Consider the following 18,527-nt stretch of genomic DNA (forward strand, 5'->3'; position numbering starts at 1 on the left):
GTGTCACTTTGTGTGTCTGTTGATGAGATAGTAACGAAAATTTAAATTTGATCAGTTGTAAATTTGCGGTTAATAATTAAGTTCCTATTTTCATATCTCTGCTGATATGAAAAAGGAATACTCACATGTAAAGGAACTTAATTATGAAAACACTACAATCATTGTTTGCCTTTGGTGCACTGGGCGTTGCTGCACTTGCCCAGGCAGCAATACCCTATAACAATACACCTTACGAATTCACTCAGCCTGACGGTCAGGTGATTAGCTTGTTTCTGCAAGGTAATGATTATTATGCAGAGCAAAGGACCGCAGACGGCCGTTTGGTGGTCTACGATGAAACGTTAAAAGGGATGGCTTATGCAAAGGTCAGTAATGACGGCACTGAGCTGGTATCTACCGGAATACTGGTTGGCAATCAGAGTAACATATCGGCAAAAACAGTCAGTGAGTCTCAGGCTGGACTGACGGATGCCGCCAGAGCAGCGCAGGTTGAGAAAATGCGCGCACGTATGCTCGGAAGCCATGAGGCGTTTCACACTTCGATGCTTGAGACTCAAAGTGTAGAGGAGATCAGTGGCCAGGTAAAAGGGTTGACGATTATCATCGATTTTCCGGATGAGCGGGGAACGATTTCAAAAGCTAAGGTTGAGCGCTTTTTGAATGATCTTAATTATAACGAGTTTGGTAATGCGCAGTCGGTCCGTGGCTACTTTCGCTCAGTATCCGGCAATAAACTGGATTACACGAATACAGTCACTCAGTATTACACGGCAAAAAAGAACAAAGCATATTATGCCGATTCCAGCCTCAGCTCAACGGTGCGTTCTCATGAGCTCATCAATGAGGCATTACAATGGCTGGAGTATCAGCAGGGATTTGATTTCTCTCAGTTAACGACAAACAGTAGTAAACAGATCCGTGGTCTCAATATCTTTTATGCCGGTAACTCAGACAGTGCCTGGTCTAAAGGGTTATGGCCGCATATGGCGAGGCTTAGCCCACGTTTTTGCGCTGATGGGGTATGCTCCGATCGCTATCAAATCACAGATATGCGCGCCAGTCTGGCAATTGGTACGTTTGTCCACGAGTCTGGGCACCTGATCACTAACTGGCCTGATCTTTATGACTACGATGGCAGCTCCGAGGGCTCTGTCGCCAGTTTTGGCGTGATGGGCTACGGCGCGATCGGGACTACGAATCGTTACAAGCCGACGCCACCAGTGGCACATTTCCGGGCCATTGCTGGCTGGGACACAGTCACAGAGCTAAACCCGGCCATTAACTCGAATGCACCATCAGGCCGATTAAGCCATACCTCGCACAGCGGTACTTCATATAAATGGACCAACCCGGCAAACAGCAATGAAGCCTTTTATATCGAAGCCATTCATAAGTCAGGTCAGAATTCTGAGCAACTCGATCAGGGCTTAGCTGTCTGGCACGTCGACAGTCGTGGCAGCAATTCCAATGAGTGGTATCCGTATATTCAGATGGAACATGGCGATGGTAATCGGGACCCGGAATACAAGCGCAATCGCGGTGACGGGAGCGATTTGTTCGATGTGGCCGGAGAGTTTACCCATGCTTTACCTAACTCTCAAACGTCTCGCGGTACGAATGCACTGTGGTGGAATGGCAGCGATTCGGGGCTCAGAATTACCAATATTTCAGATCCGGCACAAACCATCTCTTTTACCATTGAATCTGAGGCTCAGCCAGATCCGGACACCTATACCGGGACTCTGAGCGACAAGCAAAGTGTGATAGAGCCAAATGGCAGCTGGTTTCAGTATGGCGGTGGCACCATTGCGCTGACCCTGAGCGGACCGGCAAGTGCTGACTTCGATTTGAAAATAGAAAAGTGGCTGAGTGGCAGATGGCAACAGGTGGCCATATCCGAGACACCAACGTCTACTGAGTCCATCAACTACACTGCCTCATCGGGTTATTATCGATTTATTGTGTATTCCTACTCTGGCGCTGGCAGTTATACGTTGCGTGTGAGTAAATAAACACAGGTTGTGAGCTTGTCCGCTCTGCTGGTTTGGGCAAGCTGTTAAGCTTTGGCTATAACAGGCAAAAAAAGTCGCCAGTTTTGCCATGGCTTTGAAATCTGCGACTATTATTAAAACAGCAATATTAAATGCTGTTGGAGTTGTACTCCAGGGACACATAGCACTGAGAAGTTTACCGTCAGAGACAATAAGGTGAAATCATGTGCAACTCCTCGCTCAGAGTCCAATCCGTGCTATTGCGGACTCTGCCTATGCTACTCTGTCCAGTGTTGGCTGTCGCTGAAACGCAGACCAACACACCTGTTAAAGATCAAAGTGCCATTGAAACGATTGCAGTAACAGGAACGCGGATCAAGCGCTCTATACAATCTGACAGCGCTTCTCCGATATCGAGCACGGAACTGAGTGACCTGACCGATATCGGCGCGAACAACATCAGAGACCTGATTGAAGTTTTACCCTTTAATGCCGGGTCTCAAAACAATTCAGACAACTTGTCGCAGAACTTCACGGTGGGGACCTCAAACGTCAACCTTCGGGGTTTGGGGGTCTCATCAACTTTGGTACTACTCAATGGGATCCGGCAAGTTACGTCAGCGGTAGTGACCGATCAGGGCGCCAGTTTTGTTGATACCGCCTCCTTGGTCCCGACGCTGGCGATTAAACGGGTCGAAATATTAAAAGATGGGGCTTCTGCCATTTATGGATCGGATGCGGTCGCGGGGGTAGTCAACTTTATTACCCGGGATGACCTGGAAGGCACTGAGCTACAATACGAGTACCGAACCCGCTGGAGCGATGGCGATCAGGATGACACCAAAATTGATTTTGCCCATGGCGGATATGTCGGTGATACCGGGCATATGTTATTTGCGGTCAGTTTTCTGGAGCGCTCAAGCTTGTTGCTTGATGAGGTCGACTGGCTACAGCCGGCAACCAGTAGCTTTGGTAACCCGGGCAGCTTTGTTATTCCGTCGATGGCTGATGAAAATAACCCCAATGGCTTAACGGTTGCGGATCCAAATTGTGTGGCCAATGGGGGAATATTCTCCGAAGGGAGTAATGGCAACTCATTCTGTCTGTTTGATTTCGGCCCGCAAATCACGGCGGTTCCAAATGAAGACCGACTACAGGCTTATGCCCGGGCTACCTGGGACTGGAGCGATACGACACGTTTGTGGGCTGAATTTGGTTATGCCAGAAACAAAATTACCCGCGAGGTTTCACCGAGCTTTCCGGTATTGAATGCGCCTAGTGTGCTTGCCAGTCACCCGGATAACCCCTATGGCGAAGATATCTTTTTTCGCGGCCGCCCCTATGGCGTAGGCAAATCAACCGAAATTAACTACTACGATCACACGACGTCTCGGTTTGCGTTTGGCGGTGATGGCGAGTTAACCGAAGGGATATATTGGCAGTTCTCATTTGTTGCAGCAGCGAATGACGCCATATTGAACCCCAGAGATGTCATTACCGATAATTTTCAAGCTGCTTTGCATGGTTTCGGTGGAATAAAATGCAGTGGCACCACCGCTGCTGAGGCTGGACAAGGGGAGTGTTATTACTTCAACCCCTTTGACCCTCAAGACCCTGATAATGAGCTGCTGAGAGACTTCATCATCGGTGACTACCTGGGCGATGCAGAGTCTGAAATGCGCGTTTACGAAGCCGTGATAACGGGAGAGTCCCTGTTTGAAGTGGGTGGGGGAGATGTTGGCTATGCGCTCGGCCTTCAATACCGGGATGAGTCTATCAATAATGTCTATGATTCCTTTACCCAGCAAGATAGCTTTGCCTTTTTGATTGGTAATCAGAATTTTTACGGTGAGCGTGATGTGAAAGCCTTGTTTGCTGAGGTACTGGTGCCCCTGACCCTGGATTTGGAAATTGGTGCGGCGGTACGGTATGAGGACTATGGTGAGTTTGGCGGCGATACGACCAATCCAAAAGTGTCTTTCCTCTGGCTTGCTAATGACCTGTTTTCGTTCCGTGGTACCTACAGTACATCTTTCAGAGCCCCTTCTGTTCACCAGTTACAAGGGGTACAAACCAACTTTGCCAACATCACAGATCCGGAGGATGGCTCCACAACCTTTGGTGGTAACCGAACTGTGGGTGACCCGGATCTGGTGCCGGAAACCTCACAAGCCGTTAATCTGGGTTTATCTTTCTCTTTGGACGAGCTTTCTGTTGATTTAGATTACTGGGACTTTTCTTTTGAAGATGTGCTTACTCGTGAGAGCCATCAGGCCGTGGTGAATGCGGATCCTAATGATCCGACTCGGGTGATCCGTACGTCAGCGGGCACCATTTCAATTGTGAATACCAAGTTTATTAATGCAGAAGCGATTGATACCTCCGGGCTGGATATCAGCGCAACGACCATTTATCGCACAGATCTGGGTGATTTCAGGCCACAACTGAAGGCCTCTTATCTGCTGAGCTACGATTTAATGGACGCATCCGGCAATACCAGTGATGGACTGGGTAAACTCAACCGTAATACGGTCGGCAATCCGGCGCCGCGGTTACGTGGCAGCATAGGTATGAACTGGTCGGACGGAGAGCACAGTGCAAATATCTATCTTCGTCATGTTGCCAGCTATGAAAATGACGTAAGTGGTGAATCTATCAGCTCTTTCAACACCATTGATCTGCAATATAGTGTGAATCTTGGTGAAGTGGTCAGAGAGGACTCAGAAACTCGGCTCATTGCAGGCATAGTTAATGCAACCGACGAAGATCCGCCTTATGTGGCCATTGCCGGCAGTTATGACCCCAGAACGGGCGATCCACGGGGGCGCCGGGCCTATATAAAAATCCAGCTGAGCTTTTGATCTATGACTAACTGTGTGCGGGTGCTGCAACGCGTACTGAATGTCAGATTTGTTTGCCAGGCTATGTGGCATATAGCCTGGCAAAGAGTCGTGCCTCTATGATTATACGCAGGCTGTTTCATGTTCTGATAATGCTTTGTTTGCTGGGTGCCAGTGTGCCAGAAGAGCGGGTGATCAAGCTGGTCACGCTGGAATATCCACCTTATGAATTCCAGGGAAAAAATGGCCCCAGTGGCATAGCCGTGGAATTAGTGCGCGAGGTTTTCAGGCGCATGGAGCAGCCCTACACAATTGAGATCCTGCCCTGGGGCAGAGCGATTAGAGAAGTCGAGATTGGGCGCTATGATGGCATTTTCACCATTTACAAAACCCCACAGAGACTGACCTTTTTGGATTATGCGGACGAACTCCTGATAGAACAATCAATTGCCTTGTTTACGTTGAGAAAAAACAACATTCACTTCGATGGCCGGCTTAACTCATTGGCACCTTATCGAATAGCGGTGATGCACAAAGTGAGCTACGGCTCCGAAATCGACACTGCGCTAAAAAGGGGGGTGTTTGAGAACGTGGTTACAACGGATACAGGCAAAAAGAGTTTTGAGTTGCTCCTTGCGGACCGCGTTGAAGTGGTCGTGATAAACAGATTGGGGGCGCTCGAAATCATTAAACAGTTGGGGATTGAAGACTTGGTTGCAGAGGTGCCGAGCTACCGATATGAGATACCCAGCTATATTGCGTTTTCTAAAACCCGCACACTGGACAAAACCAGGCTGGAAGTAGAACAGACATTGCGAGAAATAAAAAAGGACGGTACATACGACAAAATATTGCAAGAGTACCTGAAGCACTACAACAAGGAACAGTCCATATACGATACGTCACCACAAACAGGTAAAGCGGTTGAAGAGCGCTCTTAAACCAGCGCAACAAAGAGGCTCAGTCACATGAAACTCAAAATAAAATCCAGATTGATCTTGTTGTCACTGATCCCCGTGATCATCATTTCATCGGTTGTGACCTTAATCACGTATCTGGAAGCCAAAAAGCTCAATGAAGTACAGGTCGACCTGAGCCGAAAAGAGATGATGCGAATGAAACGCGTTGAGCTAAAAGCCTATCTGGAAATTGCAAAAACAGTCCTGACGCCACTCATGCAGGGAGATCACGCTGAGTCAGAAGCCATTGCACTGCTTAAGAATATTAAGTTCAGCGGGACCGGTTATCTATTTGGCTTTAAGCCCGACGGGACGCGTGTAATGCAGGGCGATAGCGATCAGGGTATTGGTAAAAACTTCATTGACTTGCAGGATAAACGAGGTAATTACCTGGTACGGGATATCATTACATCGGCGCAAACGGGAGATGGTTATTCGGTTTACTATTTTCCAAAGCTGGGTCAGACCGAGCCACTACCTAAGCTGGCCTACAGCATTTATATCGCTAAATGGGACCTGATTGTGGGCACCGGCTTTTACACGGACGATGTAGATGCGCTGGTTAAGTCAATGCGAGACGAAAACGAAGTACGGCTCTATGAGAGCATCGCGAATATACTGGTGTTTACTTTAGTGGTGTCTGTCGGGGTTGCCGGATTAGGGTTGATGATCAGTAAAAGCATCACTGTACCTTTGTCTAAATTTGAAGACACCATTCACATTTATGCCGCCAGAGATGCCGATTTAACCGTGCGGATCCCGGATTTTACCGTGCCTGAATTTGATAGTCTGAGTCGGGATTTTAATATCTTTCTGGGGCAGCTCCATGAACTCATCAAGAAGGTGGCTAAGCTTACCAATGAAGTAGTGGATGAAACCCGTCAAATCTCCACAGCGTCGGGCAACATCAACTCAATATTACTGCGCCAGCAAACGGAAACCGAGCTGATAGCCACGGCAATGACTCAGTTGACGGCGTCTGCGGAGGAAATCTCCCGCAATGCCAATGAGGCCGCGAACTCGGCTAAAAATGCCGACAGCAGCGCCAATGATACCCGGCATTCTGTCGATGAAGCCATGAACTCGGTGAATACACTGGCCGAAAAACTGGATGAGGCCAGTAGCGTGATCTCAAAGTTGGAAGGGGATGTCCAGGGGATCTCCGGGTCATTATCCATCATCCAGGAAATAGCTGAACAAACCAACCTGTTAGCGCTGAATGCAGCCATAGAGGCAGCACGCGCAGGGGAACAGGGTCGAGGGTTTGCTGTGGTGGCCGACGAAGTCAGAGAGCTGGCTACCCGGACGCAAAAAAGCGCATCTCAGATCCTGGGTGTGATCAACACACTCACTGACGGCTCAAAAGACGCGGTACGCGCAATGGAGTCGAGTAAAAGTTACAGTGCGACCACCGTTGATAAAGCAGCTTCAGCATCTGAGTCGCTCAAACAGATAGTGCAATTTATCAATGAAATCCTCAGTGTCAATGAGCATATCGCTGATGCAACCAAGGAGCAAAACATCGTTGACAAGGAAGTATCAGAGCGCACTGACTCTATTTCACAGCACAGTAAAGAGTCGGTGTCGATTGGTACTGAGAATTTAGCTGTCAGTACTAACCTGAGTGAAAAGGCAGGCGAGCTGGCTGCTATCGTTAATCGCTTTAAGATCTGAAATGAGGGAGCTCAGCGGATGTCAATGTACCTGTTAGGAAAGTGAAATCATGCTAAAGAAACTTAAAAACCTGGGGCCTGGCGTGATTGTGACCGCCGCCTTTATAGGTCCTGGCACTATTACCGCGTGTACGTTAGCCGGTGCTCAGTTTGGTTATGCTTTGTTATGGGCGTTGGTTTTTGCAACTCTGGCAACCATCATTTTGCAGGAGATGTCAGCCCGCGCCGGGATAGTAACACAGCAGGGGCTGGGGGCCGTGATCCATCAATCGCTGGCCGACTCGATTTGGAAGTGGCCATTGTTTATCTTAATCATTGTGGCCATTTGTGTCGGAAATGCTGCGTATGAGGCGGGCAATTTAGTGGGTGCTGCGCTGGGTATTGAGGCAATCACGACGCCGGGCAAGTGGGTCTTTCGTGGCTCTATTATTGCATTGACGGCGGTTGGTGCCGTGATTTTAATTCTCGGTACTTACAAACAAATAGAGCGTATCTTGATCACGCTGGTGGCAATTATGGCACTGGCTTTTGTGGTCACTTTTTTCCTGGTTGACCCAGATTTAACGGCGCTGCTAAAGGGCATGGCAACCCCTCAATTACCGGAGGGGTCTTTGCTGACAGTGATAGCGCTGATAGGCACAACTGTGGTGCCTTACAACCTGTTTTTACATGCGTCGGCAGCTAAGGCGCATTGGACAAATCCCGAGAATATCCCACAAGCGCGTGCAGATACTGCCATTTCCATTGGTCTGGGTGGGCTTATCGCCATTCTGGTGACTTCTACGGCAGCAGCGAGTATCTTTACCCTCGGGTTGAGTGTTAATAATGCCGTTGATATGGCCAAAGTATTTGAGCCCTTGTTTGGCAGTTTGTCTAAATACCTGTTGGGCATTGGCTTGTTTGCTGCGGGATTGAGCAGTGTTATCACGGCACCACTGGCAACCAGTTACGTGGTCACCGAGTTGCTGCAATTGAACACCGAAGTAGACACGCGGGCCTTTCGCTTGATCAGCGTTACTGTGATAGTGATTGGTGCCGTTTTATCTATGGCCAATATTAAACCCATAGAGATCATTCTGTTGGCTCAGTTTGCCAACGGCCTGTTATTGCCAATTATCGCCGGTTTTTTGCTGTATGTTATGAACAACAAACGAATGCTAGGGAAATACGCAAATACTACGGTTTCGAATATTCTGGGCTTTTCTGTGCTGCTCTTTACCGCCATGCTGGGTATTCGTTTGATAGCAAAATCTCTGGGGTGGATTTGACATGGCAAAAGCAGCAGGCGGGGAAATAAAAAGCTGAAGCGTTTTAGTCGCTTCAGCTTACTTAATATGGTGATGGTATTAACCCGGGTTACCCGTGCCTTTGACTTTTCTTGAATGAAATATCGCCAGACCAATATACACGCAGGTTGCATAGATATTGATAAAAGGGATCAAAGCAACGAGCATTGCAACGGCTTTGCTGTATTGATATTTATTAGCAATCAGTAAGTTTACTCCCAGACACAGGATAAACTGTAGCGCGAGCACTGTGGGGGCCAACGGAAGATCTCCATTTCTCAGCATGTCTAACATAATGTAAGTCCTTTTATTTTCTGCTTTTCCAGCTCAGGTTAGTACACATTTTTTTGTAGATAAAGTGTAACCCTTGACTTTTTGGGTCAGGCCCAGTCAAAGTGCTTAGCGTACAGACTATTGCGGTCGCAGCTTTATTCAAGCTGCGTTTTTAAGTACTCCACAGCAGCGTCCAGTTGGTTATCTTGATGTGTTATGACACTTTCTATCGTCCGGGGCACCCATATATCAATTTCGACGCCTGCGTTGATCAAGGGGTCACCATTGAGTCGGTTTGCAAGCATATTGGTGAAGACAAAAATATTATCCCGAGACAAGTCACTTGAGAAGTTAAAGAAATCCGCTTTAAAGATTTCTCCGTTGATCCCTGATGTGGCTTCACCCAGGACTTTTATTCCGCCAGCGCGGGCAAACACAAGTGCATGTTCATTCTGGCTTTGGCTTTCCCTTGAGGCCAGCGCAATTGCCGGAATATTCAGTGCGTCCTGTGCTACGCGGATCGTCTGTGGCAGAGTTTGTATCTGCACGTCAGTTTGATTGGGGGCGCCTTGCCAGTAGTGGGCAAGCGTGTTGTTAACGGCATCCCTTTCAATAAACCAGCTGAGTACACCCTGCCAGCCTTGCCAACTGGTTGGGTAGTAGCGCATATCCAGTACAACGGCTTTGGCATCTGCCAACTGCGACTTGAGTGAGTTAAGCGCTTGTTGCTCAACATTATATACGTTAATACGATAAATGTTGTCGCCTAAAGGTTCCAGCACGTCTGGGCTGTGGGGCACATATCTGAGGCCGCTAAATTTGAGAGCGCTCTCTCTCTTTAGCGGGGTAACCGTTTGTCGGATCACGCGCTCGTCTGACTTTTTAATCTCGTAGCGAACGGGTGTCGCTGAGATTTTGTAAAAGTGCATGCGTGCAACCCGGTTAACCCCTTGTAGCTGGTTGGAAAATGATTGAGCTGCGCGGTTTTGCAGATAAGTCAGCACGGGTTCACCGTCAATGGAGGTTATCTCATCGCCTATCTCGATATCCGACGGATTGTTTTGCTCCGTGCGCGTGACAATGGCTTTCCCTTCAACCATTGCGATGAAAAAGGGCATGTAATAGCCAAACGGGGACAACTCGGGGTTTGGTAAGGCAATATTGAGGTGGTTGTCATTGAGCTTGGTAAATTCGGTATAAATGCGGGTGTTTCGTTGCGTAAGGTCCGATTCAGTACAGGCATTCAAGAGCGGCTTAAGGCTTTGCGCCCAGTTGAGCTCAATCTGGTGAAAATAAGGCCAAAAGTGCTGGATCATGGCCCACATGCCAGAGACGGTCGCCATGCATATTTCCGGCTGTTCAAAGTTTTCTGTTAGTTGCCAGCGGCCGACCTGAGAAAACGTATCGCCCGTTAACTGAGTTTGTGTAGGCAGGTACAAAGGGACATGAACTCTTTGCTGGCCATAATCCAATGTCGCATATCTGTTGCTGGGTAAGTACGACTCATTACTGAGGGAACCGTAGTTACCTGAGCGCAGATCTCTTTCATATAAACGCTGAGAAAAAGGCGCATTTTGTTGCCAGGCCATGACTTGGGTTTGTTGCTCTAGTGTGGGCAAGTGGTCTTGTTGTGTTGTGACATAGGGCGCGATTTGTCTTAGTAACTCTATGCCCTTGTCTGAGCGCGCCGCTTCTTCTGTCTGGCTTAACTCGACAATACTTTCGGCAATAAAGAGTGGCCAGTCTGATGCGCTTACTTCTTCAGAGGGATAAAAGTACTGTACTGAATGGACCAGCGTGACAAAGTGTTCTACGTCATCAATCAGTGCTTCATTAAATGTGACATCGGGACGCGCCTGGGGAGAGTCTGGCAAGCGGTTATTATCCGGCGGAGACACTGGGCTTGAACCCGGAGATTGGGTGTTCTCATTACCTTTGTTACCCCCACTGCCGCCACAGGCCGTCAAACACAAACTTATGCATATAAAAAGCAACTGATTTCGCATCACACATTTCCCTTTTTTATCATTATTAGGTACGAAACTAGCGTTAATTTGTTCAGCTGTAAACCCCACAGGCAGGGGGGAATCTATGTGCTTGTTTAAATGGCAAGGGAGTTTTGGACAGGAAAGGTTGCGCTAATGACTGACAACCTCCTTCAGCGGACTGGCCTGAAAAGCCAATTAGTTATGATATATGGACCTGTGCGAAGGCCAATTGTAAAGCCCGGCTACTGACACTGGTTAACCAGCGTTTTGGTTAGAAACTGATTGACCTGGATTTTGGTCTCACGGTTAAAACTGTAGTGGCCACCGGGTAGTACTATGTGTTGATATGGATGAGAGAATTGAGCCTGTTCGAGCGACTCGGTGATTTTGTTTGCCATCGCGTGAGACGGCCAAATCTCATCTTGTTCAGCTGAGACCAGGAGGATTGGCCCGTTGGTTGTTTCCACCGGGATCCTGATGCTGAACCACACAGTTATATTATCTGAATATCCTGCTAGTGCCTACTGCTGTCGTAGCTGTATCTATGCCATACAACATGTCCACCCCCCGTGCAACAGGCGTTTTGGAGAATCTTTGTGAAAGCGTAGCCTGATGTGCAGCATTGGCTAATGCCTGGCTTGTCGCTAGCATAAAGTTGCCGGTCGCGACGGCCGGACTATCTCCTAGTACATTGGTATTAACCTGAGAGACGGAATCTGTGATCTGACTGTTTACTGCGGTAGGAAATGCCATGAGCTTACTCCTTGTCGGGGTTATAAGTGCTTCATTATTATGGTTCAGTCTGAACTTCTGTACGATTACACCCTATTACAGCTATGTTTATCAGCTAGTTGCGCAAACATCACTATTCCTCATGTGTGTACAATTTACATTTACAGTGTCAGTCCTTATTATGCCTATCTGCAACTGATTATCATTTTTATTATCGGGGCCGTGTGTGGTACAAAAAATACTCTTAATCGAAGACGACAATACGTTAAGCGTTTATCTGGCTGATTTATTGCGTAAAGCGGGCTATCACATAGATCAATGCTTTGACGGGGAGCGGGGACTTGAAGTGGCAAGGACTCAGCAGCACCATTTGATCTTGTTGGATAAAATGTTACCTAAACTTGATGGGGTTACTTTGCTGCAAAAACTACGCGAATCGAGCCAGCAGCCAGTGATCATGGTCTCCGCCAAAGGCGCAGAAGAAGAAAGGATTGTGGGCCTCAGTCATGGTGCGGATGACTACGTAGCAAAGCCGTTTAACGCGACAGAGTTATTACTGAGAATTGAGCGCCTGTTGAAGCGTAGTCATGGTAATACTGCACCCATCACTCAATCTGAAATTACTGTGGATGGTCTCAGGCTCGCACTGCAAACGCAGTCTATAACACTGCATGGTGAACCGCTGGATTTTACGCCGATCCAGTTCAAACTGCTGTGGGTACTCATGTCACAGCAAAATACTATAGTCCCTAAGGCTGACCTTTATTTGTCGGTATTGAACAAAAAGCTTGGCGCATATGATCGCAGCCTAGATATGCATTTAAGCCGGGTACGCAGAAAGCTCAATGATGCCAACTGGTATGGTGAGCGGCTGCAAACGGTGCATGGTCAAGGGTACTGTTTTAAATGAAGCGCACATTTCTCTGGAAGTTGTGCATAATTGTGGCAACGGGCCTAGTGGCATTTTTCTACCTGTTACATGCACTGACATTAAAAACAGAAGAAAGCATGAGCATGATTGCAAAAGCGGATCGTGCAGAGCTGACGCAGTGGCGCACCAAGTCTGAACAACTCTATATGGCTAATAATATCCAGGCACTGAATGCCTGGTTAGCGCAACTGATGACGGAAGAATCGACCTGGGCATCGGTCGCCAGTTTCAGGGCGATCCATCTTGCCGGCGAACCGATAGATAAAGACATTGTCGGCACTTATCATTTTGGGCGCAGTATAGAGTGGAAGATTCATCTCTATTTTTCCGCAAATCCGGTGATGGAATTACCCTTTGAGCACAGCAATGCCAGCTTGCTGATAAAACTACCCAGCAGGATGCGCCCTGGTACTTACTGGGCAACCACCAAGTTTTTGCTTCAGGTCCTGATCCCGATGGGGGTGTTAGCTGTGCTGTCGGTATTACTTTATCAGCACATTATTACTCCGCTGCGCAAGCTGGACAGTGCCACATCGGCGTTTAGCCGGGGTAACTTTAAGGTCAGGCTGGGCAGATATTTAGGAAAACGTAACGATGAGTTTGCTCATCTGGCTGCCACCTTTGACCAGATGGCGGCCAAAATTGGCGAGTTGATCGCCAGCCAGCGTCAGCTCATTGCCGATCTGTCTCATGAGTTACGCACCCCGCTCACGCGTCTCGACATTGCGGTCGAGAGCTTTGATGTGGATGATGCTCAGATACATCTTGCACGGATCGCGCGCGAGTCTGCTCAGATCAGAAAGCTCGTTGAAGATTCATTGACACTGGCCTGGTTGGAAAATGAAAAACCAGTGCTAAAAAGAGAAAATGTCGACTTAGTGGACTTGCTCGATGTGCTGGTGGAGGATGCCAGGTTCGAGTTTCCCGACAGGCGTATTATTTTCGACCCTCCCGCTAACGCTATTGTTCAAAACAGCTGCCACCGTGCTTTGTGTCCTGCCGTAGAAAACGTTATTCGCAATGCGCTGCGTTACACGCCGGTGGGCAAGCATGTGCAGATCACACTGACACAGCAATCTGAGCTGTATTGCATTCAAATTCAGGATCAGGGGCCAGGGATCCCGGAGGTGTTTCTTGAGAAAGTGTTTGAACCATTTTTTCGTGTTGATAATGCCCGTCTTGCAGAAAATGACAGTTTTGGTCTGGGTCTGGCGCTGGCAAAGCGCCATCTGGCGAGTGTGGGGGCCAGTATCTCGGCACATAACCCCAGCACCGGTGGTCTTTTGGTTACGATAATGATTCCTATTTGCCAAATGTAACAGTTGTAAAAGTGATTGCCTGAAAAGTCTAAATGACAATAATTCCGATTTAGACTTTTAACTTGTTGTTTGACTGAGATGTAAATCATGCCACTTGCCCCACATAAAAATCATTTGTTTAAAAAAAGTTTGTTAGCCTGCTCGATTGCTCTGAGCTGTTTTGGAACAAGCGCTTATGCTGCCCTGACAAGCGATGACACTGACGAGCAGAAAATAGAGCGGATCGCTGTCGTTGGTGCCACGACCAATTCAGAAATCACGCCAGAGGTGTTAGAAAATTATCAGGCGAACGATCTGGAAGATGTTTTTCGCCATACTCCATCGGTTACAGTCGGCGGATCCTTGGGGATTGCACAAAAGATTTTTGTCCGTGGCCTGGAAGATTCCATGGTGAATGTCACAGTGGATGGTGCGCCGCAAACCAGTACCTTGTTCCACCATATTGGTCGTGTTGCAATAGAGCCTGAGTTGTTGCGTAGCGTTGAAGTGCAAGCGGGTGCTGGTGAGGCAACGGCAGGTTCAGGCGCCGTAGGCGGTGCGATTCGTTTTAAAACCAAAAGTGCGGATGATTTGCTCAAAGCCAGCGAACGATTTGGCGGTACAGTTAAAGCGAGTTATTTCACCAATGATGGTCACAAAGAAAGCGTATCTTTATACGGTAAAGTCACCGATTCGATAGGTGTGCTGGCCTCGTATGTCACTGTTAGCCGGGAGAACATGGAAGATGGTGATGGCCAGGAAATTCCGGGAACTGCCGCTGATCAGACCCTGGGGTTTGTGAAAGTTAATACGCAACTGACTGACAATCAGGAGTTGGTTGTTAGTTTTGAGCGCCGCAAAGAAGAAGGTAAATTTGGTAAGCAAACTAACTGGGCACCGCTACAAACCGATCCACTGTTCTCATCCTGGGGGGAGCGCGAAACTTTGGTTCTCAACCATACCTGGTATCACAGCGCTTTGGTTAATTTAGAAACCACGGTTTATCAGACCGAGTCATCATTTAAACGTGAGTTATATACCTGGGATGCGTCGATTGAAACGACCGGCTTTGATATTCGCAATACCAGTGATATTGGTACGCACACCGTGACATATGGTATCGAGCGCAAAAATGACAAAGTAGACTCTGAGTCTTATGGCGATTTTGGCGGCATTTATGATGAAGATGGCACAGTGACTGGGCTCTATGTGCAGGATCACTGGCAAATGCGCGACGATTTACTGCTGAGTTTTGGCTTGCGTCATGACAGTTATGAACTCGATCACAGCGGTATTGATGCAAACTGGGTGAAAGTGGATGGTGTCTGGGTTATCGAAAAAGATGCCAATGGCAATCCAGTGACAACCAGCAACGCATTTTCAACGGAAAAACAGGATGGGATCAGTAAAAACGTCGGCCTTGTGTACGAGCTTGCTGACAATCTCAAGCTGTCGTTGGGCTACGCCGAAGCGCTGCGTGGCAGGCAGGTGGCTGATGCCTTCACTGTCGGTGAGTTAACACCCAATGAAAACCTGAACCCTGAAGAGGTTGAAAATACTGAACTGGGTCTGCAATACAACAATGGCACCTGGATGCTGGAAGCGTCACTGTATGTCAGTACCATAGATGATGTGGTATTTGACAAGTTTAAAGGCAGAGAAGGCGTTTTCTATGAAAACATCGGTGAGTTAGAAAGCAAAGGATTTGAGCTGGTTGCAGGATATCAGGCGGATAATTTTGATGTGATTATCAGTTACAACAACAATGATGTTGAACTGAATAATGCCGTATTTAACTTGCCAGATCCGGCAGCCCCGGATTCGACTAAACCCGTTACAATCAATGGTATCGATATGGCCGCCTATGAATATGGCGGGCTGGGGAATGCGGTTGGCGACTCGGTCAATGTTAATTTTAACTACCACCTGAATGAACAGATCAAACTGGGCTGGAATTATAACTATGTCGCAAGCCTCAATGATATCGAGGTTTTCCATCGCTCTATGGAGCTGGGCTGGGTCACTGAACTGGAAACCATCAGCAAGCCAAGCTATCAACTGGTTGATGCTTACATCAGCTATGCGCCGTTTGAGGCATTAAAAGTGGACTTATCTGTTCAGAACCTGCTCGATGAATCATATCGTAGTCATGGCAGTGTCGCCGACTATGGTCATATCCCTGGCTATGAAAATGTGGTTGGTATCAAAGAAGCCGGTCGTGACATTCGTTTAACGCTGACCTATCAGTTCTAACCTCTAATCATCTCAGCCATAGTGCTCGTTTAGACTGTGGCTGATATGGCGTCTGTTTCTTCATATTATGGTTTTAATATCATGAGCTTATCAGCAAAGCCTGGTCAAGCCTTTGCGCTTGGCTGGCGGCTATTACTTGCCCTGGTTGGCGGATTTGCGATTGCTAACCTCGCCGCCATAGCCATTTCTCAATTACCCGGGGATAACAAAGTGGATGGCATCGTTGCCGGTATGATGTGGAGTTTTGTTGTTTATACGTTGGTTGTGATCAGTGTATTTACAGTCAGAACGGCATGGCGTGCAACTTTGCTGATATCGACCCTGATAGCCTTGCTGTATGGCCTAATCCACTTACTCTCTGTATCGGAGGCCCTATGAAAGCAAGGTTTCGACAGTCCATGGGCTGGCTGCACACCTGGAGCGGCGTGGTGTTTGCCTGGTTATTATATTTTATCTTTGTGACTGGCAGTGTCGGTTATTTCGAAAACGAGATTGACCGCTGGATGAAGCCTGAAATTGTCACAAGCAATGATATTTCGGACAAACAAGCCATTGATTTGGCGATGGCACAGCTTGGCGAACACGCTGATGATGCATCTCAGTGGTATGTGAGCCTGCCTACCTCGCGTGATCCTTACATCGAAATTTCCTGGTTACAGCCCGGCGACCCAGAGAAACAGGTCCGTCGTCAGTGGTATGAGAAGCCGCTTGAGCCAAATACGGGAGACATTACGTCTATCCGCGATACCAGTGGCGGAGAAACCCTGTACCGGCTGCACTATAACTTGCATTACGTGCCGCCGCTGGTGGGTTATATCCTGACCAGTCTGGCAGGCATGCTCATGTTAATTGGCTTGGTCACCGGGGTGATCATTCACAGGAAGATTTTTGCAGAGTTTTTTACTTTTCGAAGCGCTAAAGGCCTGCGTTCCTGGCTGGATATTCATAATGTTTTCAGTGTATTGCCATTGCCGTTTCATTTAATGATTACCTACAGCGGCGTTATGTTGCTCATGGGGGTGACCATGTCTAAGGTCATTGATAGTCAGTATGGTGAAGGCAGGCAGATGCATCGTCAGTTTTATGATGCTTCTCAGCTGGAGGATTACACCACTCTGGCCACTGAGATTTTGCCCGCGCAGCTAAATGTAGATACGGCACTGTCCGATGCAAAACAGCGAGTGACCGATCAGGCGGTCAACTTTGTCGGTGTCATTGACAGGGGCACTGACACTGAACACATAGAGATCTGGTTTGAAACCAGTGAAGGGGTTGAGTTTGCCTCATTGCTCAAGTACCACGCCCGTACAGAGCGGGTTGAGGTTGAGATAGCAACTGGCAAAGCAGGGCGGGCTGCTGCAGTGTATGATCTACTTGAGCATCTTCACGAAGGCCTGTTTGCCGATATTTATCTGCGCTGGGTGTATTTCCTCTGCGGGTTGTTTGGTGCTGCGATGATTGCCTCTGGGATGATCATCTGGCTTAAAAAGCAAGTGATGAAAGAGGCCACACCTTCATTACTCATTACTTTAATTGTCAGGCTAAACAGAGGTGCTTTGCTGGGTCTGCCAATTGCGATTGGCTGTTATTTTTTAAGCAATCGACTGCTTGCGCCTGATATGCCAGACCGGGCTGCCTGGGAGATGCATGTGTTGTTTGCAGCATGGGTGCTGTGCTGTCTGTATTGTTTAATCAATCGGAGCCGGGAACAGTGGTCAACTTTGCTTTGGAGCGCAGCGCTGGTTTATTTTGCTATTCCTCTGGTCAATATGCTCACCACACACCACAGTGTCATAACCAGTCTGTTGAACGCTGACTGGTTGATGCTCGGTTTTGATCTCAGTATGTGGTTGTTTGCGGGCTGCTTTGGGTTGGCGGCGACGGTCGTTTCTCGAAAACATAGAGGCTCCACTGTGGCTAAAAAGGGGCCGTTAGTATGCTGATCACTTCGATACTGATGATATTGTTGCTCGGTTTTGCGCTGCTCTGCGTGGCAATGCAGCGTAACTTTAGTCGGGTTGCCGCTCCATCTGTACACCTGTCTAAGCAGCGGTTGTGGTTATTGCGTATCAGTGGCACGGGTTTGAACCTGCTCGCTTTGTTTGTCTGTATTTTTGTCTGGGGCGTGTCACGGGGGCTTGTATACTGGTTTGGGAGTGCAACTATGGTCGTGTTTACGCTGGTTGTTATTTTGACATATCGTCCCAGACTACTTAGATGGCTTTGTAGATAAGTGGCGGGATGCGACTGCAACATTCTTTTTATTAGAATAAACCTATCACTTTTTACGTAATTACGTTCTT

15 protein-coding genes are annotated in these 18,527 nt (G+C 47.9%); 11 read left to right on the forward strand and 4 right to left on the reverse strand.

Going from position 1 to position 18,527, the window contains the following annotated elements; translation table 11 throughout:
* Positions 1–143 precede the first annotated feature (143 nt).
* From IY568_RS16320 to IY568_RS16340, 5 genes are all read left to right on the forward strand, one after another.
* Positions 144–2,012: a M6 family metalloprotease domain-containing protein gene (locus IY568_RS16320; RefSeq protein WP_194868116.1), complete on the forward strand. Its 1,869-nt coding sequence runs from the start codon at positions 144–146 to the stop codon at positions 2,010–2,012.
* A 254-nt stretch (positions 2,013–2,266) separates the two neighbouring features.
* Positions 2,267–4,852: a TonB-dependent receptor domain-containing protein gene (locus IY568_RS16325; RefSeq protein WP_194868117.1), complete on the forward strand. Its 2,586-nt coding sequence runs from the start codon at positions 2,267–2,269 to the stop codon at positions 4,850–4,852.
* A gap of 98 nt (positions 4,853–4,950) precedes the next feature.
* On the forward strand, positions 4,951–5,772 hold the full coding sequence (locus IY568_RS16330; protein WP_194868118.1) for a substrate-binding periplasmic protein: 822 nt from the start codon (positions 4,951–4,953) through the stop codon (positions 5,770–5,772).
* 27 nt (positions 5,773–5,799) lie between these two features.
* Complete coding sequence (locus IY568_RS16335) at positions 5,800–7,464, forward strand: methyl-accepting chemotaxis protein (RefSeq protein WP_194868119.1); 1,665 nt, start codon at positions 5,800–5,802, stop codon at positions 7,462–7,464.
* A 49-nt stretch (positions 7,465–7,513) separates the two neighbouring features.
* Positions 7,514–8,731, forward strand: coding sequence for an Nramp family divalent metal transporter (locus IY568_RS16340; RefSeq protein WP_194868120.1), 1,218 nt, complete (start codon positions 7,514–7,516; stop codon positions 8,729–8,731).
* Between the two features lie 78 nt (positions 8,732–8,809).
* Here IY568_RS16340 and IY568_RS16345 read toward each other — a convergent pair whose 3' ends face one another.
* The 4 genes from IY568_RS16345 to IY568_RS16360 all read right to left on the reverse strand — a co-directional run bounded on the left by IY568_RS16345 (position 8,810) and on the right by IY568_RS16360 (position 11,763).
* Positions 8,810–9,043, reverse strand: coding sequence for a hypothetical protein (locus tag IY568_RS16345; protein WP_194868121.1), 234 nt, complete (start codon positions 9,041–9,043; stop codon positions 8,810–8,812).
* Between the two features lie 134 nt (positions 9,044–9,177).
* Entirely contained in the window at positions 9,178–11,028 is a 1,851-nt protein-coding gene (locus IY568_RS16350) for a S41 family peptidase (RefSeq protein ID WP_194868122.1), read from the reverse strand.
* Positions 11,029–11,252: 224 nt separating this feature from the next.
* Positions 11,253–11,477 (reverse strand): acyl-CoA thioester hydrolase/BAAT C-terminal domain-containing protein, encoded by a 225-nt coding sequence (locus IY568_RS16355; RefSeq protein WP_323744752.1) that lies wholly within the window; start codon positions 11,475–11,477, stop codon positions 11,253–11,255.
* A gap of 31 nt (positions 11,478–11,508) precedes the next feature.
* Entirely contained in the window at positions 11,509–11,763 is a 255-nt protein-coding gene (locus tag IY568_RS16360) for a RebB family R body protein (RefSeq protein ID WP_138537992.1), read from the reverse strand.
* A 205-nt stretch (positions 11,764–11,968) separates the two neighbouring features.
* On the opposite strand from IY568_RS16360, the gene IY568_RS16365 reads away from it, so the two are divergent.
* The 6 genes from IY568_RS16365 to IY568_RS16390 all read left to right on the forward strand — a co-directional run bounded on the left by IY568_RS16365 (position 11,969) and on the right by IY568_RS16390 (position 18,457).
* Positions 11,969–12,652 carry a response regulator transcription factor gene (locus IY568_RS16365; protein WP_194868123.1) on the forward strand — a complete coding sequence of 228 codons (684 nt, stop codon included), beginning with the start codon at positions 11,969–11,971 and terminating at the stop codon, positions 12,650–12,652.
* Entirely contained in the window at positions 12,649–13,992 is a 1,344-nt protein-coding gene (locus IY568_RS16370) for a sensor histidine kinase (RefSeq protein ID WP_194868124.1), read from the forward strand. The genes IY568_RS16365 and IY568_RS16370 overlap by 4 nt, the downstream gene beginning before the upstream one ends.
* A gap of 87 nt (positions 13,993–14,079) precedes the next feature.
* Positions 14,080–16,224 carry a TonB-dependent receptor gene (locus IY568_RS16375; RefSeq protein ID WP_194868125.1) on the forward strand — a complete coding sequence of 715 codons (2,145 nt, stop codon included), beginning with the start codon at positions 14,080–14,082 and terminating at the stop codon, positions 16,222–16,224.
* 81 nt (positions 16,225–16,305) lie between these two features.
* The gene (locus IY568_RS16380) at positions 16,306–16,602 is read left to right on the forward strand and encodes a hypothetical protein (protein WP_125557310.1); all 297 of its coding nucleotides are present in this window, start codon (positions 16,306–16,308) and stop codon (positions 16,600–16,602) included.
* Positions 16,599–18,167, forward strand: a complete 1,569-nt coding sequence (locus IY568_RS16385; protein WP_228553395.1) for a PepSY-associated TM helix domain-containing protein — start codon at positions 16,599–16,601, stop codon at positions 18,165–18,167. Before IY568_RS16380 ends, IY568_RS16385 begins: the two co-directional genes overlap by 4 nt.
* Positions 18,161–18,457 (forward strand): DUF3325 domain-containing protein, encoded by a 297-nt coding sequence (locus tag IY568_RS16390; RefSeq protein ID WP_138537990.1) that lies wholly within the window; start codon positions 18,161–18,163, stop codon positions 18,455–18,457. The genes IY568_RS16385 and IY568_RS16390 overlap by 7 nt, the downstream gene beginning before the upstream one ends.
* Positions 18,458–18,527 lie beyond the last annotated feature (70 nt).

Source organism: Pseudoalteromonas sp. PPB1 (genome assembly GCF_015356275.1).
GTDB classification, from domain to species: domain Bacteria; phylum Pseudomonadota; class Gammaproteobacteria; order Enterobacterales; family Alteromonadaceae; genus Pseudoalteromonas; species Pseudoalteromonas rubra_D.